16 protein-coding genes and 2 pseudogenes are annotated in these 17,520 nt (G+C 73.8%); 8 read left to right on the top strand and 10 right to left on the bottom strand.

Annotated elements, in window-relative coordinates:
- Window positions 1–44 precede the first annotated feature (44 nt).
- Together ACLFMI_RS18925 and ACLFMI_RS18920 are read right to left on the bottom strand one after the other, a co-directional pair.
- The gene (locus ACLFMI_RS18925; RefSeq protein ID WP_410949221.1) at window positions 45–2,027 is read right to left on the bottom strand and encodes a solute carrier family 23 protein; all 1,983 of its coding nucleotides are present in this window, start codon (window positions 2,025–2,027) and stop codon (window positions 45–47) included.
- Between the two features lie 294 nt (window positions 2,028–2,321).
- Complete coding sequence (locus ACLFMI_RS18920) at window positions 2,322–3,107, bottom strand: GNAT family N-acetyltransferase (protein WP_410949220.1); 786 nt, start codon at window positions 3,105–3,107, stop codon at window positions 2,322–2,324.
- 153 nt (window positions 3,108–3,260) lie between these two features.
- Here ACLFMI_RS18920 and uraD point away from each other — a divergent pair, with 153 nt between their 5' ends.
- The 3 genes from uraD to pucL are packed head-to-tail and all read left to right on the top strand — an operon-like array spanning window position 3,261 to window position 5,005.
- A complete protein-coding gene (gene uraD, locus ACLFMI_RS18915; protein WP_410949219.1) occupies window positions 3,261–3,770 on the top strand; it encodes a 2-oxo-4-hydroxy-4-carboxy-5-ureidoimidazoline decarboxylase in 510 nt (169 codons plus the stop codon).
- On the top strand, window positions 3,767–4,105 hold the full coding sequence (gene uraH, locus ACLFMI_RS18910) for a hydroxyisourate hydrolase (protein ID WP_410949218.1): 339 nt from the start codon (window positions 3,767–3,769) through the stop codon (window positions 4,103–4,105). Before uraD ends, uraH begins: the two co-directional genes overlap by 4 nt.
- A 6-nt stretch (window positions 4,106–4,111) precedes the next feature.
- Window positions 4,112–5,005 (top strand): factor-independent urate hydroxylase, encoded by an 894-nt coding sequence (gene pucL / locus ACLFMI_RS18905; RefSeq protein WP_410949217.1) that lies wholly within the window; start codon window positions 4,112–4,114, stop codon window positions 5,003–5,005.
- 597 nt (window positions 5,006–5,602) lie between these two features.
- Here pucL and ACLFMI_RS18900 read toward each other — a convergent pair.
- The 5 genes and pseudogenes from ACLFMI_RS18900 to ACLFMI_RS18880 form a co-directional block, all read right to left on the bottom strand.
- Window positions 5,603–5,737 (bottom strand): annotated as a pseudogene (locus ACLFMI_RS18900) (type IV toxin-antitoxin system AbiEi family antitoxin domain-containing protein); the annotation flags it as partial.
- Between the two features lie 105 nt (window positions 5,738–5,842).
- Window positions 5,843–6,679: an IclR family transcriptional regulator gene (locus tag ACLFMI_RS18895; RefSeq protein WP_410949216.1), complete on the bottom strand. Its 837-nt coding sequence runs from the start codon at window positions 6,677–6,679 to the stop codon at window positions 5,843–5,845.
- A gap of 9 nt (window positions 6,680–6,688) precedes the next feature.
- Window positions 6,689–8,083: an allantoinase AllB gene (allB, locus tag ACLFMI_RS18890; RefSeq protein ID WP_410949215.1), complete on the bottom strand. Its 1,395-nt coding sequence runs from the start codon at window positions 8,081–8,083 to the stop codon at window positions 6,689–6,691.
- Window positions 8,080–8,805 carry an aspartate/glutamate racemase family protein gene (locus ACLFMI_RS18885; RefSeq protein WP_410949214.1) on the bottom strand — a complete coding sequence of 242 codons (726 nt, stop codon included), beginning with the start codon at window positions 8,803–8,805 and terminating at the stop codon, window positions 8,080–8,082. Before ACLFMI_RS18885 ends, allB begins: the two co-directional genes overlap by 4 nt.
- Before the next feature lie 5 nt (window positions 8,806–8,810).
- Window positions 8,811–10,352 carry an NCS1 family nucleobase:cation symporter-1 gene (locus ACLFMI_RS18880; protein ID WP_410949213.1) on the bottom strand — a complete coding sequence of 514 codons (1,542 nt, stop codon included), beginning with the start codon at window positions 10,350–10,352 and terminating at the stop codon, window positions 8,811–8,813.
- A gap of 190 nt (window positions 10,353–10,542) precedes the next feature.
- Between ACLFMI_RS18880 and ACLFMI_RS18875 the strand changes: the two genes are divergently transcribed.
- The 5 genes and pseudogenes from ACLFMI_RS18875 (at window position 10,543) to alc (ending at window position 15,659) form a co-directional block, all read left to right on the top strand.
- Entirely contained in the window at window positions 10,543–10,935 is a 393-nt protein-coding gene (locus tag ACLFMI_RS18875) for an allophanate hydrolase-related protein (RefSeq protein WP_410949212.1), read from the top strand.
- 90 nt (window positions 10,936–11,025) lie between these two features.
- Window positions 11,026–11,838, top strand: a complete 813-nt coding sequence (locus ACLFMI_RS18870; RefSeq protein WP_410949255.1) for a hydroxypyruvate isomerase family protein — start codon at window positions 11,026–11,028, stop codon at window positions 11,836–11,838.
- 49 nt (window positions 11,839–11,887) lie between these two features.
- Window positions 11,888–12,787, top strand: a pseudogene (locus ACLFMI_RS18865) (NAD(P)-dependent oxidoreductase); the annotation flags it as partial.
- Entirely contained in the window at window positions 12,784–14,595 is a 1,812-nt protein-coding gene (gene gcl / locus ACLFMI_RS18860; protein WP_410949211.1) for a glyoxylate carboligase, read from the top strand. The pseudogene ACLFMI_RS18865 and the gene gcl, both read left to right, overlap by 4 nt.
- 32 nt (window positions 14,596–14,627) lie before the next feature.
- Window positions 14,628–15,659: an allantoicase gene (gene alc / locus ACLFMI_RS18855; protein WP_410949210.1), complete on the top strand. Its 1,032-nt coding sequence runs from the start codon at window positions 14,628–14,630 to the stop codon at window positions 15,657–15,659.
- Between the two features lie 138 nt (window positions 15,660–15,797).
- On the opposite strand, the gene ACLFMI_RS18850 is transcribed toward alc, so the two are convergent.
- The 3 genes from ACLFMI_RS18850 to ACLFMI_RS18840 all read right to left on the bottom strand — a co-directional run bounded on the left by ACLFMI_RS18850 (window position 15,798) and on the right by ACLFMI_RS18840 (window position 17,506).
- Window positions 15,798–16,232 carry a hypothetical protein gene (locus ACLFMI_RS18850; protein WP_410949209.1) on the bottom strand — a complete coding sequence of 145 codons (435 nt, stop codon included), beginning with the start codon at window positions 16,230–16,232 and terminating at the stop codon, window positions 15,798–15,800.
- Window positions 16,229–16,372: a hypothetical protein gene (locus tag ACLFMI_RS18845; protein WP_410949208.1), complete on the bottom strand. Its 144-nt coding sequence runs from the start codon at window positions 16,370–16,372 to the stop codon at window positions 16,229–16,231. Before ACLFMI_RS18845 ends, ACLFMI_RS18850 begins: the two co-directional genes overlap by 4 nt.
- Before the next feature lie 231 nt (window positions 16,373–16,603).
- On the bottom strand, window positions 16,604–17,506 hold the full coding sequence (locus ACLFMI_RS18840) for an isocitrate lyase/PEP mutase family protein (protein WP_410949207.1): 903 nt from the start codon (window positions 17,504–17,506) through the stop codon (window positions 16,604–16,606).
- Between the last annotated feature and the right edge of the window lie 14 nt (window positions 17,507–17,520).

The raw sequence follows: 17,520 nt of genomic DNA, 5'->3' as shown, positions 1-17,520 counted from the left end.
AGCGGGAGCCTCGCTGAGCGAACGTCGCGCTCCACCCCCGGTGATCACGCGGGACGGTCGGGCCGCACCAGGTCGTCGAACCGGTGCCCGGCCACCTTCGCCACCTCCACCAGCGCGGCCGCATGCTCCTGCGCGGACGGGTGGGTGAGCCGGCGGCGGGCGGCGGCGAGCAGGGCGGACCGGTCCCCGGCGTCGCGCAGGCAGACGATCAGCGGGAACCCGAACCGCTCCCGGTAGTCCGCGGCGACCCGGGTGAGCTCCTCCCGGTCGTCGGCGTCGAGCAGGGCCAGCCCGCGCCGGTCCCGGAGGGCCGGCACCGCGGCAGCACCGGGCTCGGGACGGGTGGCCGCCGGGCCGGTCCCAGCGGCGGCGCGCGGACCGCTGTGCGCACCGTGCACCAGGCCGCCGAGGTCCGGGTAGTGCGCCATCAGGGCCCGCTGCTCCCCGGCCGGCGCGGCGAACAGCTCGTCCTGCAGCGCGGCGCGCAGGGTGGCCGCGTCCGGGAACGGGCCGCGGGCGTGCACCCGGGCGGGGACGTCGGTCGGGCCCTCCCACAGCGTGCCGAACAGCGCCGCGAACCCGGCCCGGTCCAGGCCGGCGATCTCGTCGCAGGAGACCGTGTCGGGCGTCGCGGCCGGGGCGGGCCGGCGTCCGGTATGGAAGAAGAGCAGGTTCAGCCCGATCGCGACGATGCTGCCCGCGGTGATACCGGACCCGAGGATCACCTGCGCCCACCCGGGCAGCGCCTGCGCGACGTCCGGCTGCACCGTCACGAACAGTGCCACCCCGATCCCGGACCCGACGACCACGACGTTGCGGTGGTCATGGAAGTCCACCTTGGACAGCGTCTGGATGCCGACGACGGCGACCGTCGCGAACATCGCCAGGGCCGCCCCGCCGAGCACCGGGTGCGGCACCGCGGCGACCAGCGCGCCGGCCTTGGGCACCAGCCCGATCAGGATCATGAACACGCCCGCCGCCGCGACCACCCACCGGCTGGAGACCCTGGTCAGCCGGACCAGGCCGACGTTCTCGGCGAAGCAGGTGTAGGGGAACGAGTTCAGGGTGCCGCCGAGCGTGGTGGCGACGCCGTCGGCCCGCAGGGCACGGGCGACGTCGTCGCTCCCGACCTTCTTCCCGACGATCTCACCGGTGGCGATCACGTCGCCGGTCGTCTCCACCGCGGTGATCATCATGACGACGATCATCGAGACGATCGCGGCGACCGAGAACTGCGGCCACCCGAAGTGGAACGGAGTGGTGACCCCGACCCAGTCCGACTCCCCCACCCCGGACAGCTCGACCAACCCGAACGGCACCGAGGCCAGCGTGCCGAGCACCAGGCCGGCGAGCACCGCGACGGTCGCCATGAATCCGCGGAACACCCGCTGGATCAGCACGATCACCGCCAGCGTGCCCAGTGCCAGGGCCAGGTACAGCGGGTTGCCCGGATCCTCGGCGTCCGCGCCGCCGACGGCGTCGGTCGCGGCGACCGGCAGCAGCGCCAGCCCGATCACGGTGATGACCGTGCCGGTGACGACCGGCGGGAAGAAGCGCAGCAGCCGGGCGAAGTACGGGGCGGCGAAGAACGTCACCAGACCGGCGACGATCACCGCGCCGTAGATCGTGGTCAGGCCCTCGGTCCCGCCGCCCGCGGCCAGCCCGATCGCGATCATCGGCGAGACCGCGGTGAAGGTGACGCCCTGCAGCAGCGGCAGCCGTACGCCGATCCGACGGCCGAGCCCGACCGACTGGATGATCGAGGCGATGCCACAGGTGAACAGGTCGGCGTTGATCAGGTGGATCAGCTGCCGCTCGTCCAGGCCGATCGCGTTCGCCAGCAGGATCGGCACCACGACGGCGCCGGCGTAGAACGCGAGGACGTGTTGCAGGCCGTAGGCGGCGAGCCTCCCGGGTGGCGGGACGGCGTCGACCGGATGTACCGGATCGGCGGTGTCGCGGGGGGCGGTGTCGTCGGGGGCGGTGTCGTCGGGAGCGGTGGACGGGCGGCGGCGCGGCAGGCGCATCGGAGGACCTTCGTTCTGGGGTGGACGCCCGACGGGTCGGGCGCCGGGACGCGACGGTGCGGTCGTGCGAGCTCCGGCGGCGGGTGGCCGGGACCGGGAACGGCGGTGGACGGATTGCGACCTGCGTCACCATGCGCCCGCCGGGACGGCGCACGGCACGGTCACGACCGACGAACGCGGCGCGGTCCCGACCGGGGAGATTCGTGCGATCCCACAATCGACCGGGCTGTGCGGGACCACCGCGCCGGCGGCCGGACGGAGGCGGTGCGGGTGCGCGGGAACGGGTGCGGCGGGTCACGCCGCCGGGTGCTCCCACATGGTCGCGCGGAAGAGGTCCCAGAATCCGAGCCGCCGGTAGACCGGGTGGGCGTCGTCACTCGAGATCAGCATCGCCGGCAGCTCCGGCGCCACGCCGCACACCGCGGCCGTCACCGCGGCGCCGTAGCCGCGACCCCGGTGCCCGGCCCGCACCGCCACCCAGTCGATCTCGATCACCCCGTGCCGGATGCCGGCGCCGGCCGTCGCCACCGCCGCGCCGCCGGCGTAGCCGACGACGAGGTGCAGCAGCCCGCCGACCAGCCGCGGGTCGGCCACCGCCGGGCGGCCGACGTCGGCGAGCCCGAAGCCCTCGACGAGCACCGACTCGAAATCGGCCGGGTCGGCGTCCGGGACGGCGCGGATCTCCAGGCCGGACTGCGGGACGAGCAGCGGTCCGGGCGTGCGCAGCATCAGCGGCGGGTGGCCGACCCTGGCCAGGCCGCGGTCCCCGAGGTCCGGCAGCGCGAACAGCGACAGCAGTACCCACCAGCGCTGCGGTGGGAAGAAGTCGCCGGCCGCCACCAGCACGGCGTCGAGGGTCGCGGGGTCGGGCGGGCCGGTGAGGACGACGGCGTTGTCGTAGCCGAACGGCGAGTCCAGATCGGCCAGTACCGCCCCGCCGATCACCGTGGACCGCCCGCCGGTGCGCGCCGCGCACTCCACGAGCCGGTCGGCGTAGGACAGCACGAAGCGCCGGGCCAGGCTGTCCCCGGCCGGGACGTGCGGTTCCCAGCCGGTGGTCAGCTGCTCCGCGGTGTCCATGCCGCGCGATGCTCCGCCGCGCCGTGCGGGTCCGCGAGGGCCGTTCGGTCGCAGTGCGCAGAGTGACCCTTGACACTCCCCCGGACCGCACCGAATATGGTCGTTGTTCGGAAACCCGATTCCGCAATACGGAATACGAAAGCAGGACCGCGCATGCCGGACGGCCTCACCCTCGACCGCTTCAACTCCGCGCCCCCCGACGCGCTGCACGGTGCGCTCCGCGCGTGCAACACCTCCCCCGGCTGGGCCGAGCGGGTGCTCGCCGGCCGCCCCTACGTCGACGCCGACGAGCTCGCCGCCGCCGCCGAGAAGGCGGTGCTCGACCTCGATGCCGCCGAGATCGACGCCGCGCTGGCCGGGCACCCCCGGATCGGCGAGCGTCCCGGCGGCGCGCACGCCGACGGCGCCGCGTTCTCCCGCCGCGAGCAGTCCGGCGTCGACGCCGGCACGGACACCACGGCCCGGCTGGCCGCCGGCAACGCCCGCTACGAGGAGCGCTTCGGGCACGTGTTCCTGATCCGCGCGGCCGGCCGGGACGCCGAGGCGATCCTCGCCGAGCTGGAACGCCGGCTCGGCAACGACCCGGCCACCGAGCGCGCCGAGGCCACCGGGCAGCTCGCCGAGATCACCGCCCTGCGGGTGCGGGAGGTGCTGGCCCGATGAGCAGCTTCTCCACGCACGTCCTCGACGCCGCGCTCGGGCGGCCCGCCGCGGGCATCCCGGTGGCGCTGTCCCGCTCGGTGGGCGCCGGCTGGACCGAGATCGCCTCCGGCACGACCGACGACGACGGTCGCTGGCGCGCGCCGGAGAGCGCCGCGCTGATCGCCGGATCCGACCACCGGATCACCTTCGACACGGCCGCCTACCTGCAGTCCAGCGGCCGAGCGCCGTTCTATCCGGAGGTGGTGGTGACGTTCCGGCCCGCCACCACCGAGCGGCACCACCACGTCCCGCTGCTGCTGTCCCCGTTCTCCTACTCCACCTATCTCGGGAGCTGACCAGAGATGCCCGTCCTCGGCCACACCCAGTACGGCAAGGCGGAGGTCCGCGTCGTGCGGATCTTCCGCGAGACCGACCCGCACGAGATCGTCGACCACAACGTCTCGGTGGCGCTGTCCGGGGACTTCGCCGACACACACCTGACCGGCGACAACTCCAAGGTCCTCACCACGGACGCGATCAAGAACACGGTCAACGCGTTCGCCAAGGAGGCCGGCGACGCCGTGCGCACACCGGAGCTGTTCGGGCTCGCGCTGGCCCGGCACTTCACCGAGGTCGACCAGGTCAGCCGGGTCCGGGTGCAGGTCGAGACCTACCCGTGGCGGCGGCTCGAGCACGCCGGTGTGCCGCACCCGCACGCGTTCGCCCGGGACGGCGGGCACGTCCGCACCACGACGGTCACCCGGTCGTCGGCGGGCCAGGAGTGGGTCGTGTCCGGGGTGCGCGGCCTGGTGGTGCTCAAGACGACCGACTCGGAGTTCCACACCTTCTACGCCGACCGCTACACCACCCTGGCCCCGACGACCGACCGCGTGATGGCCACCGAGGTCACGTCGCAGTGGTGGCACGCGACGCCGCCGGCGGACTTCGACGCCGCGCACTGCGCCGTCGTCGGGGCGATAGCCTCGGCGTTCGCCGGGCACCACAGCCTGGCCCTGCAGCAGACGCTGTACGCGATGGGCACCGAGGTGCTGGCCGCGGAGCCCGGCATCGGGGAGATCCGGTTCTCGCTGCCGAACAAGCACCACTTCCTGCTCGACCTCGAACCGTTCGGGCTGAAGAACCCGGGCGAGGTGTTCCACGCCGACGACCGGCCGTACGGGCTGATCGAGGGCACCGTCCGCCGCGACGACGAGCCCGACCCGGGCCCGGCGTTCGATCCCGGCCAGGGCTGGTGAGCCGGGTGCACCGTCCGCGCGTCCCCCGGCCGGGAGCTGATCGAATCCCGAGTGTCGATCGGTGCCATCCGTGGCACCGATCGACACTCGGGCGTTGATCACGCTGCGCGCCGCAGCCCCGGTGATGCCCGTGTCCCGCAGCAACCGGATCATCAGCCGCTCGGTGGCCGAGTCGGCGCGATCGGCGCAGGCCACGAGGAGCACGCTCATCGGCCCGTTCCCGCGGGCACTGAGATGACGGCAGTAGGCGGCATGCAGGTCGGCGAAGCGGACGTGCCGCTGGAGCGCCCGGTCGAGGAACCGGGGCCCGTGCCCCGGTGCCGTCTCCAGGACGGCGAGCGCGGGCGACGTGACCGCGAGGCCCCGAAGGCTCGTGCGGTCGTCGGCTGCCAGGTCGCGGCGGTAGAGCACGATCCCCGGCCGCGGACGTCGATGCCGGTCGCGCGGAAGGGTCAATCGGATCATCCCCGGACACGTGTCGAGCATGCCGTGCCAGAACGCCGCGGCCGGCCCGGAGACGGTGCAGAGTTCCCCGCTCCAGAGGCTCGCGGCCCGCACCCGGCCCTCGTGCGACGGGCGGTGCCCGGCGACCCGGTAGACGCCCGGGAACAGTTCCCGCCACGCACCGGACGACACCCGCCGGGCGATCGTCCGGCCGGAGAACCCGCAGCCGAGAGCCTGGGTACGGCTGACGACGCCGGCCTGCCGCACAAGGAGCCCCTCGAGGGTCATGCCGCCGAGGATGACGACGGAGCACCGGCGCGGAGGCCGGTCGTGGGCTCCGTTCGCAGTCGTGGCCCACGCTCCCGGGCATGGTCATCGTCCGGACCGGCGAGGTCAGGCCGTGGCGGCGTCCTGCCGGGCCATCTCGTCGACCAGGGCGTCGGCGGCGGCCTGCAGCAGCGGAACGGCGGAGTCCAGCAGGGCGTCGGTCATCCGGGTGGTCGGCCCGGAGATGGAGACGGCGGCGGGCAGCGGCCCACCCAGCGCCACGGCGACGCAGCGCACCCCGAGCTCCTGCTCGCCCTCGTCGACGGCATAGCCGGCGGACCGGACCCGGTCCAGCTCCGCGTCGAAGGCGTCCAGGTCGGTGATCGTGTTGTCGGTGTGCGCGACCAGGTCGGTGTGCCGCATGACCTCCCGGGCCCGGGCCGGGTCCATCCGGGCCAGCAGCGCCTTCCCGACGGCGGTGCAGTGCGGGGACACCCGGCGTCCGACCTCGGTGAACATCCGCATCGAGTGCCGGCCGGGCTCCTGGGCGACGTAGACGACCTGGGTGCCCTCCAGCAACGCCAGGTTGGCGCTCTCCCCCAGCGCGTCGACCAGCTCGGCCAGCCGCGGCCGGGCCCAGACGCCGACCAACCGGCCCGCGGTGTCGCCGAGCCGGACCAGCCGGGGGCCGAGCGCGTACTCCCGGGACGACTGCTGCCGCACGTAGCCGCGTCCGGCGAGCGTCCGGACCAGCCGGTGGATCGTGGGCAGCGGCAGCCCGGACGTCGCGGCCAGGTGGGACAGGCTGACCGTCCCGCCGGCGTCGGCCATCGCCTCCAGCAGGTCGACGGCCCGCTCGACGGCCTGGACGGTGCCGGACCGGGCGGGCGCCGCCGCGTTCACGGCGGCGGTACCGGATCCAGAGCCGGATCCGGAGCCGGGGTCGGACTCGTTCTTCCGCATGACGGAAGTCTAGCCGTGTTCCGGCGCCGGGGCGGGGACCTCGGCGGACCGGGCGATCCGCTCCACCGACCCGCGACGGAGCAGCCGTCCGCGCGGGGCCGCACCGGCGGCCACGTCGATGTCGTGGCCGGCCAGGATCGTCCGCCGCACCCGGCCGGACAGCGACCGGCCGGCGTAGGCGGTCACCGGGTTCTTGTGGTGCAGCGCCGCCGGGTCGACGACATAGGCCTCGTTCGGCGCGAAGACGACCAGGTCGGCGTCGTAACCCAGGGCCAGCCGACCCTTCGACGTCAGGCCGACCAGCTCGGCGGGCCGGGCCGCCATCCACTGCACGACCTGCGCCAGCCCGACGCCGCGGCGGCGCGCCTCGCTCCACACCAGCGACAGTCCCAGCTGCAGCGACGACACGCCGCCCCAGGCCTGCCCGAAGTCACCGGCCTCGAGCAGCTTCAGCTCCGCCGTCGACGGCGAGTGGTCGGAGACGATGCAGTCGATCGTCCCGTCGAGCAGGCCCTCCCAGAGCAGCTCCCGGTTCGACGCCTCGCGGATCGGCGGGCAGCACTTGTGTGTGGTCGCGCCGTCCGCGATCTCCTCGGCGAACAGCGTCAGGTAGTGCGGGCAGGTCTCGGCGGTGATCCGGACCCCGTCCCGGCGCGCGGTGGCGAGCATCGGCAGCGCGTCCGACGACGACACGTGCAGCACGTGCGCCCGCGCCCCGGTCCACCGTGCGCGCTCGATCACCTCGGCGATCGCCAGGTTCTCCGCGCCGCGCGGCCGCGACGCCAGGAACGACGCGTACCGGCCCCCCTGCGGGGTGGGCGCCTTCTCGATCGCCCGGGAGTCCTCGGCGTGCACGATCATGACGGCGTCGAACGTGGCCAGCTCGGCCATGTCGCGTTCCATCTCGTCGGCGTCCAGCGGCGGGAACTCGTCCACCCCGGAGTGCAGCAGGAAGCACTTGAAGCCGAAGACGCCCTCGTCGTGCAGCCCGCGCAGGTCGCCGATGTTGCCCGGCACCGCGCCACCCCAGAACCCGACGTCGACGAACGCCTGGTCGGCGGCGACCTTGCGCTTCACCTCGAGCGCGCCGACGTCGACGGTCGGCGGGATCGAGTTCAACGGCATGTCGACGATCGTGGTGACCCCGCCTGCCGCGGCGGCGCGGGTCGCCGAGGCGAAGCCCTCCCACTCGGTGCGGCCGGGCTCGTTGACGTGCACGTGGGTGTCCACCAGGCCGGGCAGCAGCACCTCGTCCTCGGCGAGCTCGAGCACCCGCTCGCCGTCCAGGCCGTTGCCGAGCGGCTCGATGGCGACGATCTTCCCGGCCGTCACACCCACCTCGCGCGGGCGCTCACCGGCCGTCGTCATGATCCGCTTCCCGCGGACCACCAGGTCGTAGCTCACTTCTCCTCCAACGGGAATCCGCTGATCTGCTTGCGCCGGGGCGCGGCGTAGGTCCGCACCTTGGACGTGCCCAGCCCGAGCCGCACCAGCGACTCGGCGATCGTGACCGCGGCCGGAACCCCGTCGACGACCGGCACGCCGGTTTCCGAGCGGACCTTCTCCTCCAGCCCGGCCATCCCGCCGCACCCGAGACAGATCACCTCGGCGTGGTCCTCCGCGACGGCCCGCTTCGCCTGGTCGACGATCGCGGCGACCGCCCGGTCCGGGTCCTGCTCCAGTTCCAGCACCGCCAGACCGGACGCCCGCACCGACGCGCACCGCCGGTCCAGCCCGGCCAGCAGCAGCCGGTCCGAGATCAGCGGCACCGTCCGGTCCAGCGTGGTCACCACCGAGTACCGGTGGCCGAGGTACATCGCGGTGGTCGCGGCCGCCTCGGTGATGTCGACGACCGGGACGTCGAGCATCTCCTGCAGGCCCTCCCGGCCGTGCTCGCCGTACCCGGCCTGGATGACGGCGTCGAAGGGCTGGTCGTAACGGGCGACGGCGTCGGCCACCCCGACGGCGGCCAGGTAACTCTCCAGGTTGCCCTCCACCGACTCCGCGCCGAACCGGGGCGTGAGCCCGACGATCTCGGTGCCGGGGGCGGCGACGGCGCGGGCCGAGCCGGCGATCGCCTCGGTCACCGAGGCGGTGGTGTTGACATTGACGACGAGGATCCGCACGGCGATCAGTGCCCGGACGACGTGACGGCGATGGGTCCCCCGGACACCGCGCGGTACTGCCGGCCCCGCGGCGCGGTGAGCACCGTCAGGATCGCGCCGAGCGCGGCACCGAGGAACCAGGAGAACGGCGCGACCGGCTCCAGCGCGGGCACGAACCCGACCGCCACGGCGACCACGGCCGACGGCACGAAGACCCCGATCGCCCGCCAGTTGATCCCCTGCCGGTAGTGGTAGCTGCCGTCGGCGTCCTCGGTGTAGAGCGCCGGGATGTCGATCCGGCCGCGCCGGACCAGCCAGTAGTCGGCCATCACGATCCCGAACAACGGGCCGAGCAGGGCACCCAGGACGCCCAGGAAGTAGGTGATCACGAGTGGACTGTCGTAGAGGTTCCACGGCAGGATCACCAGGCCGAGCACCGCGCTGACGATGCCCGCACGGCGGAAGTCGAGCACCTTCGGCAGCAGGTTGGACAGCGCGTAGCAGGGCGCCACGAAGTTGGCCATCAGGTTCACCGCGACCGTCAGCACCAGCAGCGCCGCGGAGGCGAGCAGCAGCAACGGGGTGTTCGGGATGGTGTTGACGACGTCGCTCGGGCTGGAGATCACCTGGCCCCCGATCCGGAACTGGCCGCCGGCCAGCACCACCACGACGAACCCGAAGAACAGCGTGTTCGGCAGGATGCCCCAGAAGCTGCCCCGGCGGATCGCCCCGGTGCTGGTGGAGTTCCGCGAGAAGTCGCAGAAGTTGAGCACGAACGTGCCGTAGATCGCGGTCCACAGCGAGGCGCCGCCCAGGATCTGCACCCACATCGCGCCACCTGTCAGCGGCTCGGGCACCGACATCGCGATGTCCCCGCCGGTCTGCCAGAGCATCCAGCCGGCCAGCCCGGCCAGGGTGAGCAGCACGACCGGACCGGCGAACGCCTCGTAGCGGCGGATGCCGTCCATCCCGTAGAGCAGGATGCCCACCTGGACCACCCAGAGCACGAGGAAGCAGATCCAGCCGAGCGCGGAGAGCCCGAGGAACGACGCCTGCTCCAGCGGTGCGGCGCCGGGTGCCACGGCGAGCACCATCACGGTCAGCACCTGGGTGGCCAGGTAGGTCTGGATGCCGAACCAGGCGATCGCGACCACCCCGCGGACCAGTGCCGGGAGCTGTGCCCCGCGGATGCCGAACGCGATCCGGCTCATCACCGGGAACGGCAGGCCGGTCCGGTAGCCCATGTAGCCGGCCACGGTGAGCAGCACGAACAGCAGCAGCGCCCCGACACCCAGCGACACCAGGATCTGCCAGCCGCCGAGGCCGAGCGCGAACAGGCCGAGTGCGAAGCCGTAGTTGCCGAGGCTGTGTACGTCGACGGCCCACAACGTGAAGATGTTGTAGGCCTTCCAGGAGCGACCCTCGGCGCAGGTCGGGGCGAGGTCGCGGTTGTAGAGCCGCGGGCTGACCTCGACGCCGGTGGCGGCCGCCGAGGAGGCGACGTCCGGGGGCGAGTCCGGGTCGCCGGACGTTGCGGCGGTAGCGCGGGTCGTGCCGGGTCCCGTCATTGGGGCCACCTCGTGATTCCGCGATATGAAAGTTCTCTCTTGACTGACGAAATGAAGGTATGGCGGCGGTCACGGCGCCGTCAAGGGTCGCCGAGCGCAGCCGATCCTTGACAGTCTCCGGTGGCCGTGTTGCGATTCTCACCGCACAACGGAATCAATTTTCCGCATCGTGGAAGCTGTGGAGGCGTCGATGACCGCACTGTTCTGCTCCGGCGACGCGATGCGGGGCGGCCGGCTCCATCACAACGTGTCCACCCACCCGTTCCTGGGCGGGGTACGCACCGCACCGCACTACCGCATGTACGCGGTGCGCGACGCGTTCCCGGCCCTGCTGGAGGACCCGTCCGGCGGCGTCGAGCTCGCCGGGGAGATCTACGACGTCCCGCTCTCGGCGATCCGCACCGACTTCCTGCCGGACGAGCCGCCGGAGCTCGAGCTCACCGTCATCGAGCTCGACGACGGCCGGGACGTCCTGGCCGTCGGGCTGCGGCCCGGCGTGCTCGAACGCCAGGCCGCCGAGCTCGCCGACATCACCGCGACCGGCGGGTGGCGGGCCTACAAGGGCCTGCCCGAGCCCGCCTGATCCGCACCGTCCCGATCCGCAGCGTCCCGATCCGCACCGTCCCGATCCGCACCCCCCTGATCTGTCCTCGTCGAGGAGGCAGCAGTGTCCATCTCTCTTCCCCTCCCGCCCTCCGTCAACTGCTCGATCGTGCTGCCGGACGTGCCGCTGCTGGAGCGGCCCGCCGCGGCGGCCGCCGCCGGGTTCGACGCCGTCGAGTTCTGGTGGCCCTTCGACCGCTCCGTTCCCTCCGACGCCGAGGTCGAGGCGTTCGTGACCGCCGTGTCCGACGCCGGCGTCACGCTGACCGGGCTCAACTTCGCGGCCGGTGATATGCCCGCCGGCGAGCGCGGCATCCTCTCCGATCCGGCCCGCGCGGCCGAGTTCGCCGACAACGTCGACGTCGCCGTCGGTATCGGGTCCCGGCTCGGCACCACCGGGTTCAACGCGCTCTACGGCAACCGGATCGACGGGCTCGCCCCGCAGGCCCAGGACGACCTCGCCGCCGAGCATCTCGCGCTGGCCGGCCGGGCCGCCGCCCGGATCGGCGCGGTCGCGCTGCTGGAACCGGTCAGCGGGGTGGACGCCTACCCGCTGAAGACCGCCGCGGACGCCGTCGCCGTCCTGGACCGGCTCGCTTCCGACGACGTGCGGCTGCTGCTCGACGTCTTCCACCTGGCCGTGAACGGCGACGACCCGGCGGCCGCGATCGACCGCTACGCCGACCGGATCGGGCACGTGCAGATCGCCGACGCCCCCGGCCGCGGCGAGCCCGGCACCGGGGACCTGCCGGTCGCGGACCTGCTGGACCGGGTGTACGCGGCCGGCTACCGGGGGCGCATCGCGCTCGAGTACAAGCCCGTCACCGCGGACCCGTTCGGCTGGCTCGCCGGCCCGCGCGCGGCCGTCCGGAGCACCGCATGAGCGCCGCGGGCCGCACCGTCCACCCGTCCGGCGCCGCCCGCGCCGGCGTCGCCGCAGGAGGCATCGCATGAGCACCATCGGATTCGTCGGGCTGGGGATCATGGGCGGCCCGATGGCCGGCCACCTGGCCCGCGCCGGGCACGACGTGGCCGGTTACAACCGCAGCCCGGAGAAGACCGCCCCGCTGGTCGCCGCGGGCGGCCGGGCCGCCGGGTCGGTGGCCGAGGCGGTCGACGGCGCCGACGTCGTCGCGCTGATGCTGCCGGACTCCCCCGACGTCACCGAGGTGCTCACCGGCGAGGGCGGGGTCCTCGACTCCGCCGCCCCGGGCACCCTGGTGATCGACTTCTCCACCATCCGGCCGGACGTGGCCGCGGACCTGGCCGCGCAGGCGGCCGGGCGCGGGCTGCGGATGATCGACGCCCCGGTCTCCGGCGGTCAGGCCGGCGCCGAGAACGCCGCCCTGTCGATCATGATCGGCGGCGCGAAGGACGACGTGGACGCCGCCCGCCCGCTGCTCGACGTGGTCGGGAAGACCGTCGTGCACGTCGGGCCGGGCGGTGCCGGGCAGACCGTGAAGGCGGCCAACCAGCTGATCGTCGCCGGCAACATCGCGCTGGTCGCCGAGGCGCTGGTGTTCCTGCAGGCGCACGGGGCGGACCTGCCGGCCGCCGTCGAGGTGCTAGGTGGCGGGCTGGCCGGGTCGGCGGTGCTGACCCAGAAGGCGTCGAAGATGCTGGACGGCGACTACGCCCCGGGGTTCCGGATCGACCTGCACCACAAGGACATGGGCATCGTCTCGGACGCCGCCCGCAGCGCCGGGGTGGTGACACCCGTTGGCGCGCTGGTCGCGCAGCTGGTCGCGGCGACCCGGGCCGCGGGTGACGGCGGGCTGGACCACTCCGCACTGCACCGCACGATCGCGGGCCTCAGCGGGGGTGTGTCATGACCCGGATGAAGGCCGTCGACGCGGCCGTCGCGATCCTGGAGATCGAGGGCGCCACGCAGGCGTTCGGCGTCCCGGGGGCGGCGATCAACCCGTTCTACGCGGCGATGCGCCGGCACGGATCCATCGCCCACGTGCTCGCCCGGCACGTCGAGGGCGCCGCGCACATGGCCGAGGGCTACACCCGCTCCGGGAACGGCAACATCGGCGTCTGCGTCGGGACGTCCGGTCCGGCGGGCACCGACATGATCACCGGCCTGTACTCGGCGGCGGCGGACTCGATCCCGATCCTGGCGGTCACCGGGCAGGCGCCGGTGGCGCGGCTGCACAAGGAGGATTTCCAGGCCGTCGACGTCGCCGCCATCGCCGCACCGGTCACGAAGATGGCGATGACCGTGCTCGAGGCCGCGCAGGTGCCGTGGGCGTTCGCCCAGGCGTTCCACCTGATGCGCTCCGGACGGCCCGGGCCGGTCCTGATCGACCTGCCGGTCGACGTGCAGCAGACCGAGATCGAGTTCGACCCGGAGACCTACACGCCGCTGCCGGTGCACCGGCCCGCGGCGACGCCCGCCCAGGCGTCGAAGATGCTGGACCTGCTGTGTTCCGGCGAGCGGCCACTGATCGTGGCCGGTGGCGGGATCGTCAACGCCGGCGCGTCGGACCAGCTGGTCGAGCTGGCCGAGGTCCTGGGCGTCCCGGTGGTGCCGACGCTGATGGGCTGGGGCACCATCCCGGACGACCACCCGCTGGCCGCCGGCATGGCCGGGCTGCAGACCGCGCACCGCTACGGCAACGCCACCTTCCTCGAGTCCGACGTCGTGCTCGGGATCGGCAACCGGTGGGCCAACCGGCACACCGGCGGGCTGGACACCTACACCCGCGGCCGCAGGTTCGTGCACGTCGACATCTCCCCGACCCAGATCGGGCGGGTGTTCGCGCCGGACTACGGCGTCGTCTCCGACGCCGGTGCCGCGCTGCGGGTGCTGCTCGACGAGGCCCGCCGGCGCCGGGACGCGGGCACGCTGCCGGACCGCTCGCACTGGGCCGCGCAGTGCCGGGAGCGGAAGGCGAGAATGCTGCGCCGCACCCACTTCACCGAGATCCCGATCAAGCCGCAGCGGGTCTACGAGGAGATGAACCGGGCGTTCGGCCCGGAGACCCGCTACGTGACGACGATCGGGCTGTCCCAGATCGCCGCCGCCCAGTTCCTGCACGTCTACCGGCCCCGGCACTGGATCAACGCCGGGCAGGCGGGCCCGCTGGGCTGGACCATCCCGGCCGCGCTCGGCGCGGTCACCGCGGACCCGGACACTCCGGTCGTCGCGCTGTCCGGGGACTACGACTTCCAGTTCATGCTCGAGGAGCTCGCCGCCGGCGCCCAGTTCCAGCTGCCCTACGTGCACGTCGTGGTCAACAACTCCTACCTGGGGCTGATCCGGCAGGCGCAGCGCGCCTTCGACATGGACCACTGCGTGCAGCTCGGGTTCGACAACATCCACGCCGGCGCGCACGACCTCGACGACCCGGAGCGGCCGGCTCCGCCGAAGGGGTACGGCGTCGACCATGTCCGGGTCGCCGAGGGGCTGGGCTGCGTGGCGCTGCGGGTCACCGATCCGGAGCTGCTGGCGTCCACCCTGCGGCGGGCGTCCGAGCTGGCCCGCGAGCACAAGGTGCCGGTGGTCGTCGAGGTCGTCCTGGAGCGGGTCACGAACATCGCGATGGGCGCCGCCGAGATCGACGCGGTCACCGAGTTCGAGGACCTCGCCACGTCGCCGGAGGACGCACCCACCGCCCTGGTCCACCGCACCTGAACCCGACCCCCGCTGCACGGTAAGGAGGACCCGTGTCCGAATCCACCCGGCCCGACCCGTCCCTGATCGATCTCGCCTCCCGGGCGCTCGGCGGTTCCGTCGTCGCCGCGAACGACGAGTTCTTCGCCGTGCGCGAGAACCTGATCACCGCCGCCCCGCCGCGCTTCGACCCGGACGAGTTCGGGCTCAAGGGCAAGGTCTACGACGGCTGGGAGACCCGGCGCCGGCGCGAGCCGGGGCACGACTGGGCCCTGATCCGGCTCGGCGCGGCCGGGGTGCTCGACCACGTCGTCGTCGACACCGCGTTCTTCAAGGGCAACTACCCACCGGAGATCGCGGTCGAGGCGGCGTCGGTGGAGGGCTACCCGTCGACGGACGAGCTGGCGAAGGCCACCTGGCACGAGATCGTCCCGCGGTCGGCCTGCGCCGGGCACACCGCGAACGTCTACCCGGTCGCCGACGCGCGCCGGTTCACCCACGTCCGCCTGATCATGCACCCGGACGGCGGGATCGCCCGGTTCCGGGCGCTCGGCCGGGTGCTGCCGGACCCGCGGTTCCTCGACGGCACCGTCGACCTGCTCGCCGCCGAGAACGGCGGGCACGTGACCGGCTGCTCGGACGAGTTCTACTCCTCCCCCGGCAACCTGGTCCTGCCCGGCAGGGCCCGGCACATGGGTGAGGGCTGGGAGAACGCCCGGCGCCGCGACGGCGGCAACGACTCGGTCGAGTTCGCCCTCGCGGCGGCCGGCGTCCCCCGGTACGTCGAGGTCGACACCACCTGGTTCGTCGGGAACGCACCCGGCTGGGTGTCGGTCTCCACCCGCGACGACCGTGCCGGAGGGGACTGGCGGGCGCTGCTGGAGCGGATCCCGGTGCAGCCGGACACCCGGCACCGGTTCCTGCTCCCGGACGCCCCGGCGGCCACGCACCTGCGGCTGGACGTGTTCCCGGACGGCGGGTTGTCCCGGCTCCGGCTGCCCGGGGAGCTGGACGCCACCGCCGCCGCGGCGCTGCGGGACGGCTGGCTGGCCGCCCTGCCGGAGGAACACCGCAGCCGGCTGTGACGGGCCGGGCGGTGCCGGCCCCCCGGCTCGGTCCCCGTCGAGGGGCACCACAGCGCGGATTCTCGACCTCCGCGCAGCCGTGTGGTGCCCCTCGGCGACATTCGAGCGGTCACACCCAGGGTTCGGCCGCCGGTGGTATCAGCCCGTGTGCCGGGCCGGACCCGATCCCGGCCCGGCGTGCCGTCGGACGACCGCGCGTTCGGCAGGATGCAGCCGGTCGGCGCCGATCGCCGGGGCCGGAGCCGGTCGCCGGGCCCGGCCGCGGGCGACCGCGGCGAGCACCTCGAGGATCGCCTCCAGGGAGGGGTAGCGGCCGTCCGGCAGCGGCACCAGCTGCTCGCGGACCAGACCGCTGACGCCCCACGCCTCCGCCTCGGCCAGCACCTGCCAGCGGTACGCCGGCCAGCGCAGACCCGCCAGCACCGGGCTCAGGCTGTTCCGCAGCCGCTGGTGCTCCGCGGACACCACGGTGGGGTCGCCCGGCGCCCGGTCGCGGGCCTGCGCCGGGACGGCTGCCAGGCCGGGACGCGCGGGCGGGAACCGGCGGGGATCCGCTCCTCGGGGCACGCTCACGTGACATCCCTGGACTCGAGCTCGGGCTGCTGCGCGCCGGTGCACGCCGGGTCGCCGTCGAGATGCCGGTAGCTGAACACGGGTGCGTCGTCGGGCGGCTCGGTGTGCCGGGCGATCCGGCACACCGAGCCGTCGGACACCGAGGTCCAGCATCGTTCGCAGATACGGAGCCGCGGAGAGCTCTGCCGCACGATTCACCGCCTGGGGAGTCGGGTCGTGCCCCGCCGGTCGGCGTCATGTCGATCGACTTCTGCAGGTCAACGGGTCACGTGCCGCCGAGTGTGGGCCACGACACAGGGAGGCGCCACTCGGGGTGGGTACCCGGCCGGCCCGGGCACCGGCGAGTTTGCCGCGTCCGGGGCGGGTACGGGTCACGCCCCGGCGTCGTCGCGGTAGCGCTCCTCGAGCTCGCGCACCTCGTCGATCCCGGCGATCCGGGTGAACGCGTCCAGGCCGCCGAGCCGGTCGAGCATCGCGGCCGGGGTGCCGTCCGTGCGCAGCCGCTCCAAGAGCTCCCGCATCCCCGCGGTCGCGGCCAGCAGCGTCCCGACCGGGTAGAGCACCAGCGCGAACCCCAGCTCGGCCAGCCGCTCCCGGGACAGCGCCGGCGTCCGGCCGCCCTCGGCCCAGTTGAACACCAGCCGGTGTCCGCTCAGCTCGGTGGCGACGGTCTCGATCGCCTCCTCCGAGGTCGGCGCCTCGACGAACAGCAGGTCCGCGCCGGCGTCGGCGAAGCGCCGCGCCCGCTCCAGCGCCGCGTCCAGCCCGTCGACGGCGGCGGCGTCGGTCCGGGCGATGATCAGCAGGTCCGGGTCGGTGCGGGCGTCCACCGCGGCCCGGACCTTGGCCGCCATCTCGCCGGCCGGGACCACCTGCTTGCCGGTCAGGTGCCCGCAGCGCTTGGGCATCACCTGATCCTCCAGGTGCAGCGCGGCCACCCCGGCCTGCTCGTACTCGCGCACGGTACGCACCACGTTGATCGGGTTGCCGTAGCCGGTGTCGGCGTCGGCGACCAGCGGCAGGTCGGTGGCGGCCACCATCCGGCGGGCGTTGGCGGCCATCTCCGCGCCGCCGAGCAGCCCGACGTCGGGCCGGCCGAGCAGGCCCGCGGTGGTCCCGAACCCGGTCATGTAGCAGGCGTCGAACCCAGCCTGCTCGACCAGCCGGGCGGACAGCGCGTCGTAGGCCCCCGGGGCGAGCACGGGCTCACCGGCGTCGATCAGGGCACGCAGCCGGGCACGTCGGTCGCCGGGACGGCTGAGCAGGTCGGCCACGGGCCTCCCCTTTC

Origin of the sequence: Pseudonocardia nantongensis (assembly GCF_046546495.1) — a bacterium.
Taxonomy (GTDB): Bacteria; Actinomycetota; Actinomycetes; order Mycobacteriales; family Pseudonocardiaceae; genus Pseudonocardia; species Pseudonocardia nantongensis.
The sequence above is the reverse complement of the archived record's forward strand: the minus strand, read 5'-3'. Positions and strand labels throughout refer to the sequence as shown.

Excerpts from the sequence above, each read along its gene's own strand:
- uraD (WP_410949219.1), top strand. The coding sequence starts at position 3,261 with ATGCCGGACGGCCTCACCCTCGACCGCTTCAACTCCGCGCCCCCCGAC.
- ACLFMI_RS18895 (WP_410949216.1), bottom strand. The coding sequence starts at position 6,679 with ATGCGGAAGAACGAGTCCGACCCCGGCTCCGGATCCGGCTCTGGATCC.
- pucL (WP_410949217.1), top strand. The coding sequence starts at position 4,112 with ATGCCCGTCCTCGGCCACACCCAGTACGGCAAGGCGGAGGTCCGCGTC.
- ACLFMI_RS18920 (WP_410949220.1), bottom strand. The coding sequence starts at position 3,107 with ATGGACACCGCGGAGCAGCTGACCACCGGCTGGGAACCGCACGTCCCG.
- gcl (WP_410949211.1), top strand. The coding sequence starts at position 12,784 with ATGACCCGGATGAAGGCCGTCGACGCGGCCGTCGCGATCCTGGAGATC.
- ACLFMI_RS18875 (WP_410949212.1), top strand. The coding sequence starts at position 10,543 with ATGACCGCACTGTTCTGCTCCGGCGACGCGATGCGGGGCGGCCGGCTC.
- uraH (WP_410949218.1), top strand. The coding sequence starts at position 3,767 with ATGAGCAGCTTCTCCACGCACGTCCTCGACGCCGCGCTCGGGCGGCCC.
- ACLFMI_RS18925 (WP_410949221.1), bottom strand. The coding sequence starts at position 2,027 with ATGCGCCTGCCGCGCCGCCGCCCGTCCACCGCTCCCGACGACACCGCC.
- ACLFMI_RS18880 (WP_410949213.1), bottom strand. The coding sequence starts at position 10,352 with ATGACGGGACCCGGCACGACCCGCGCTACCGCCGCAACGTCCGGCGAC.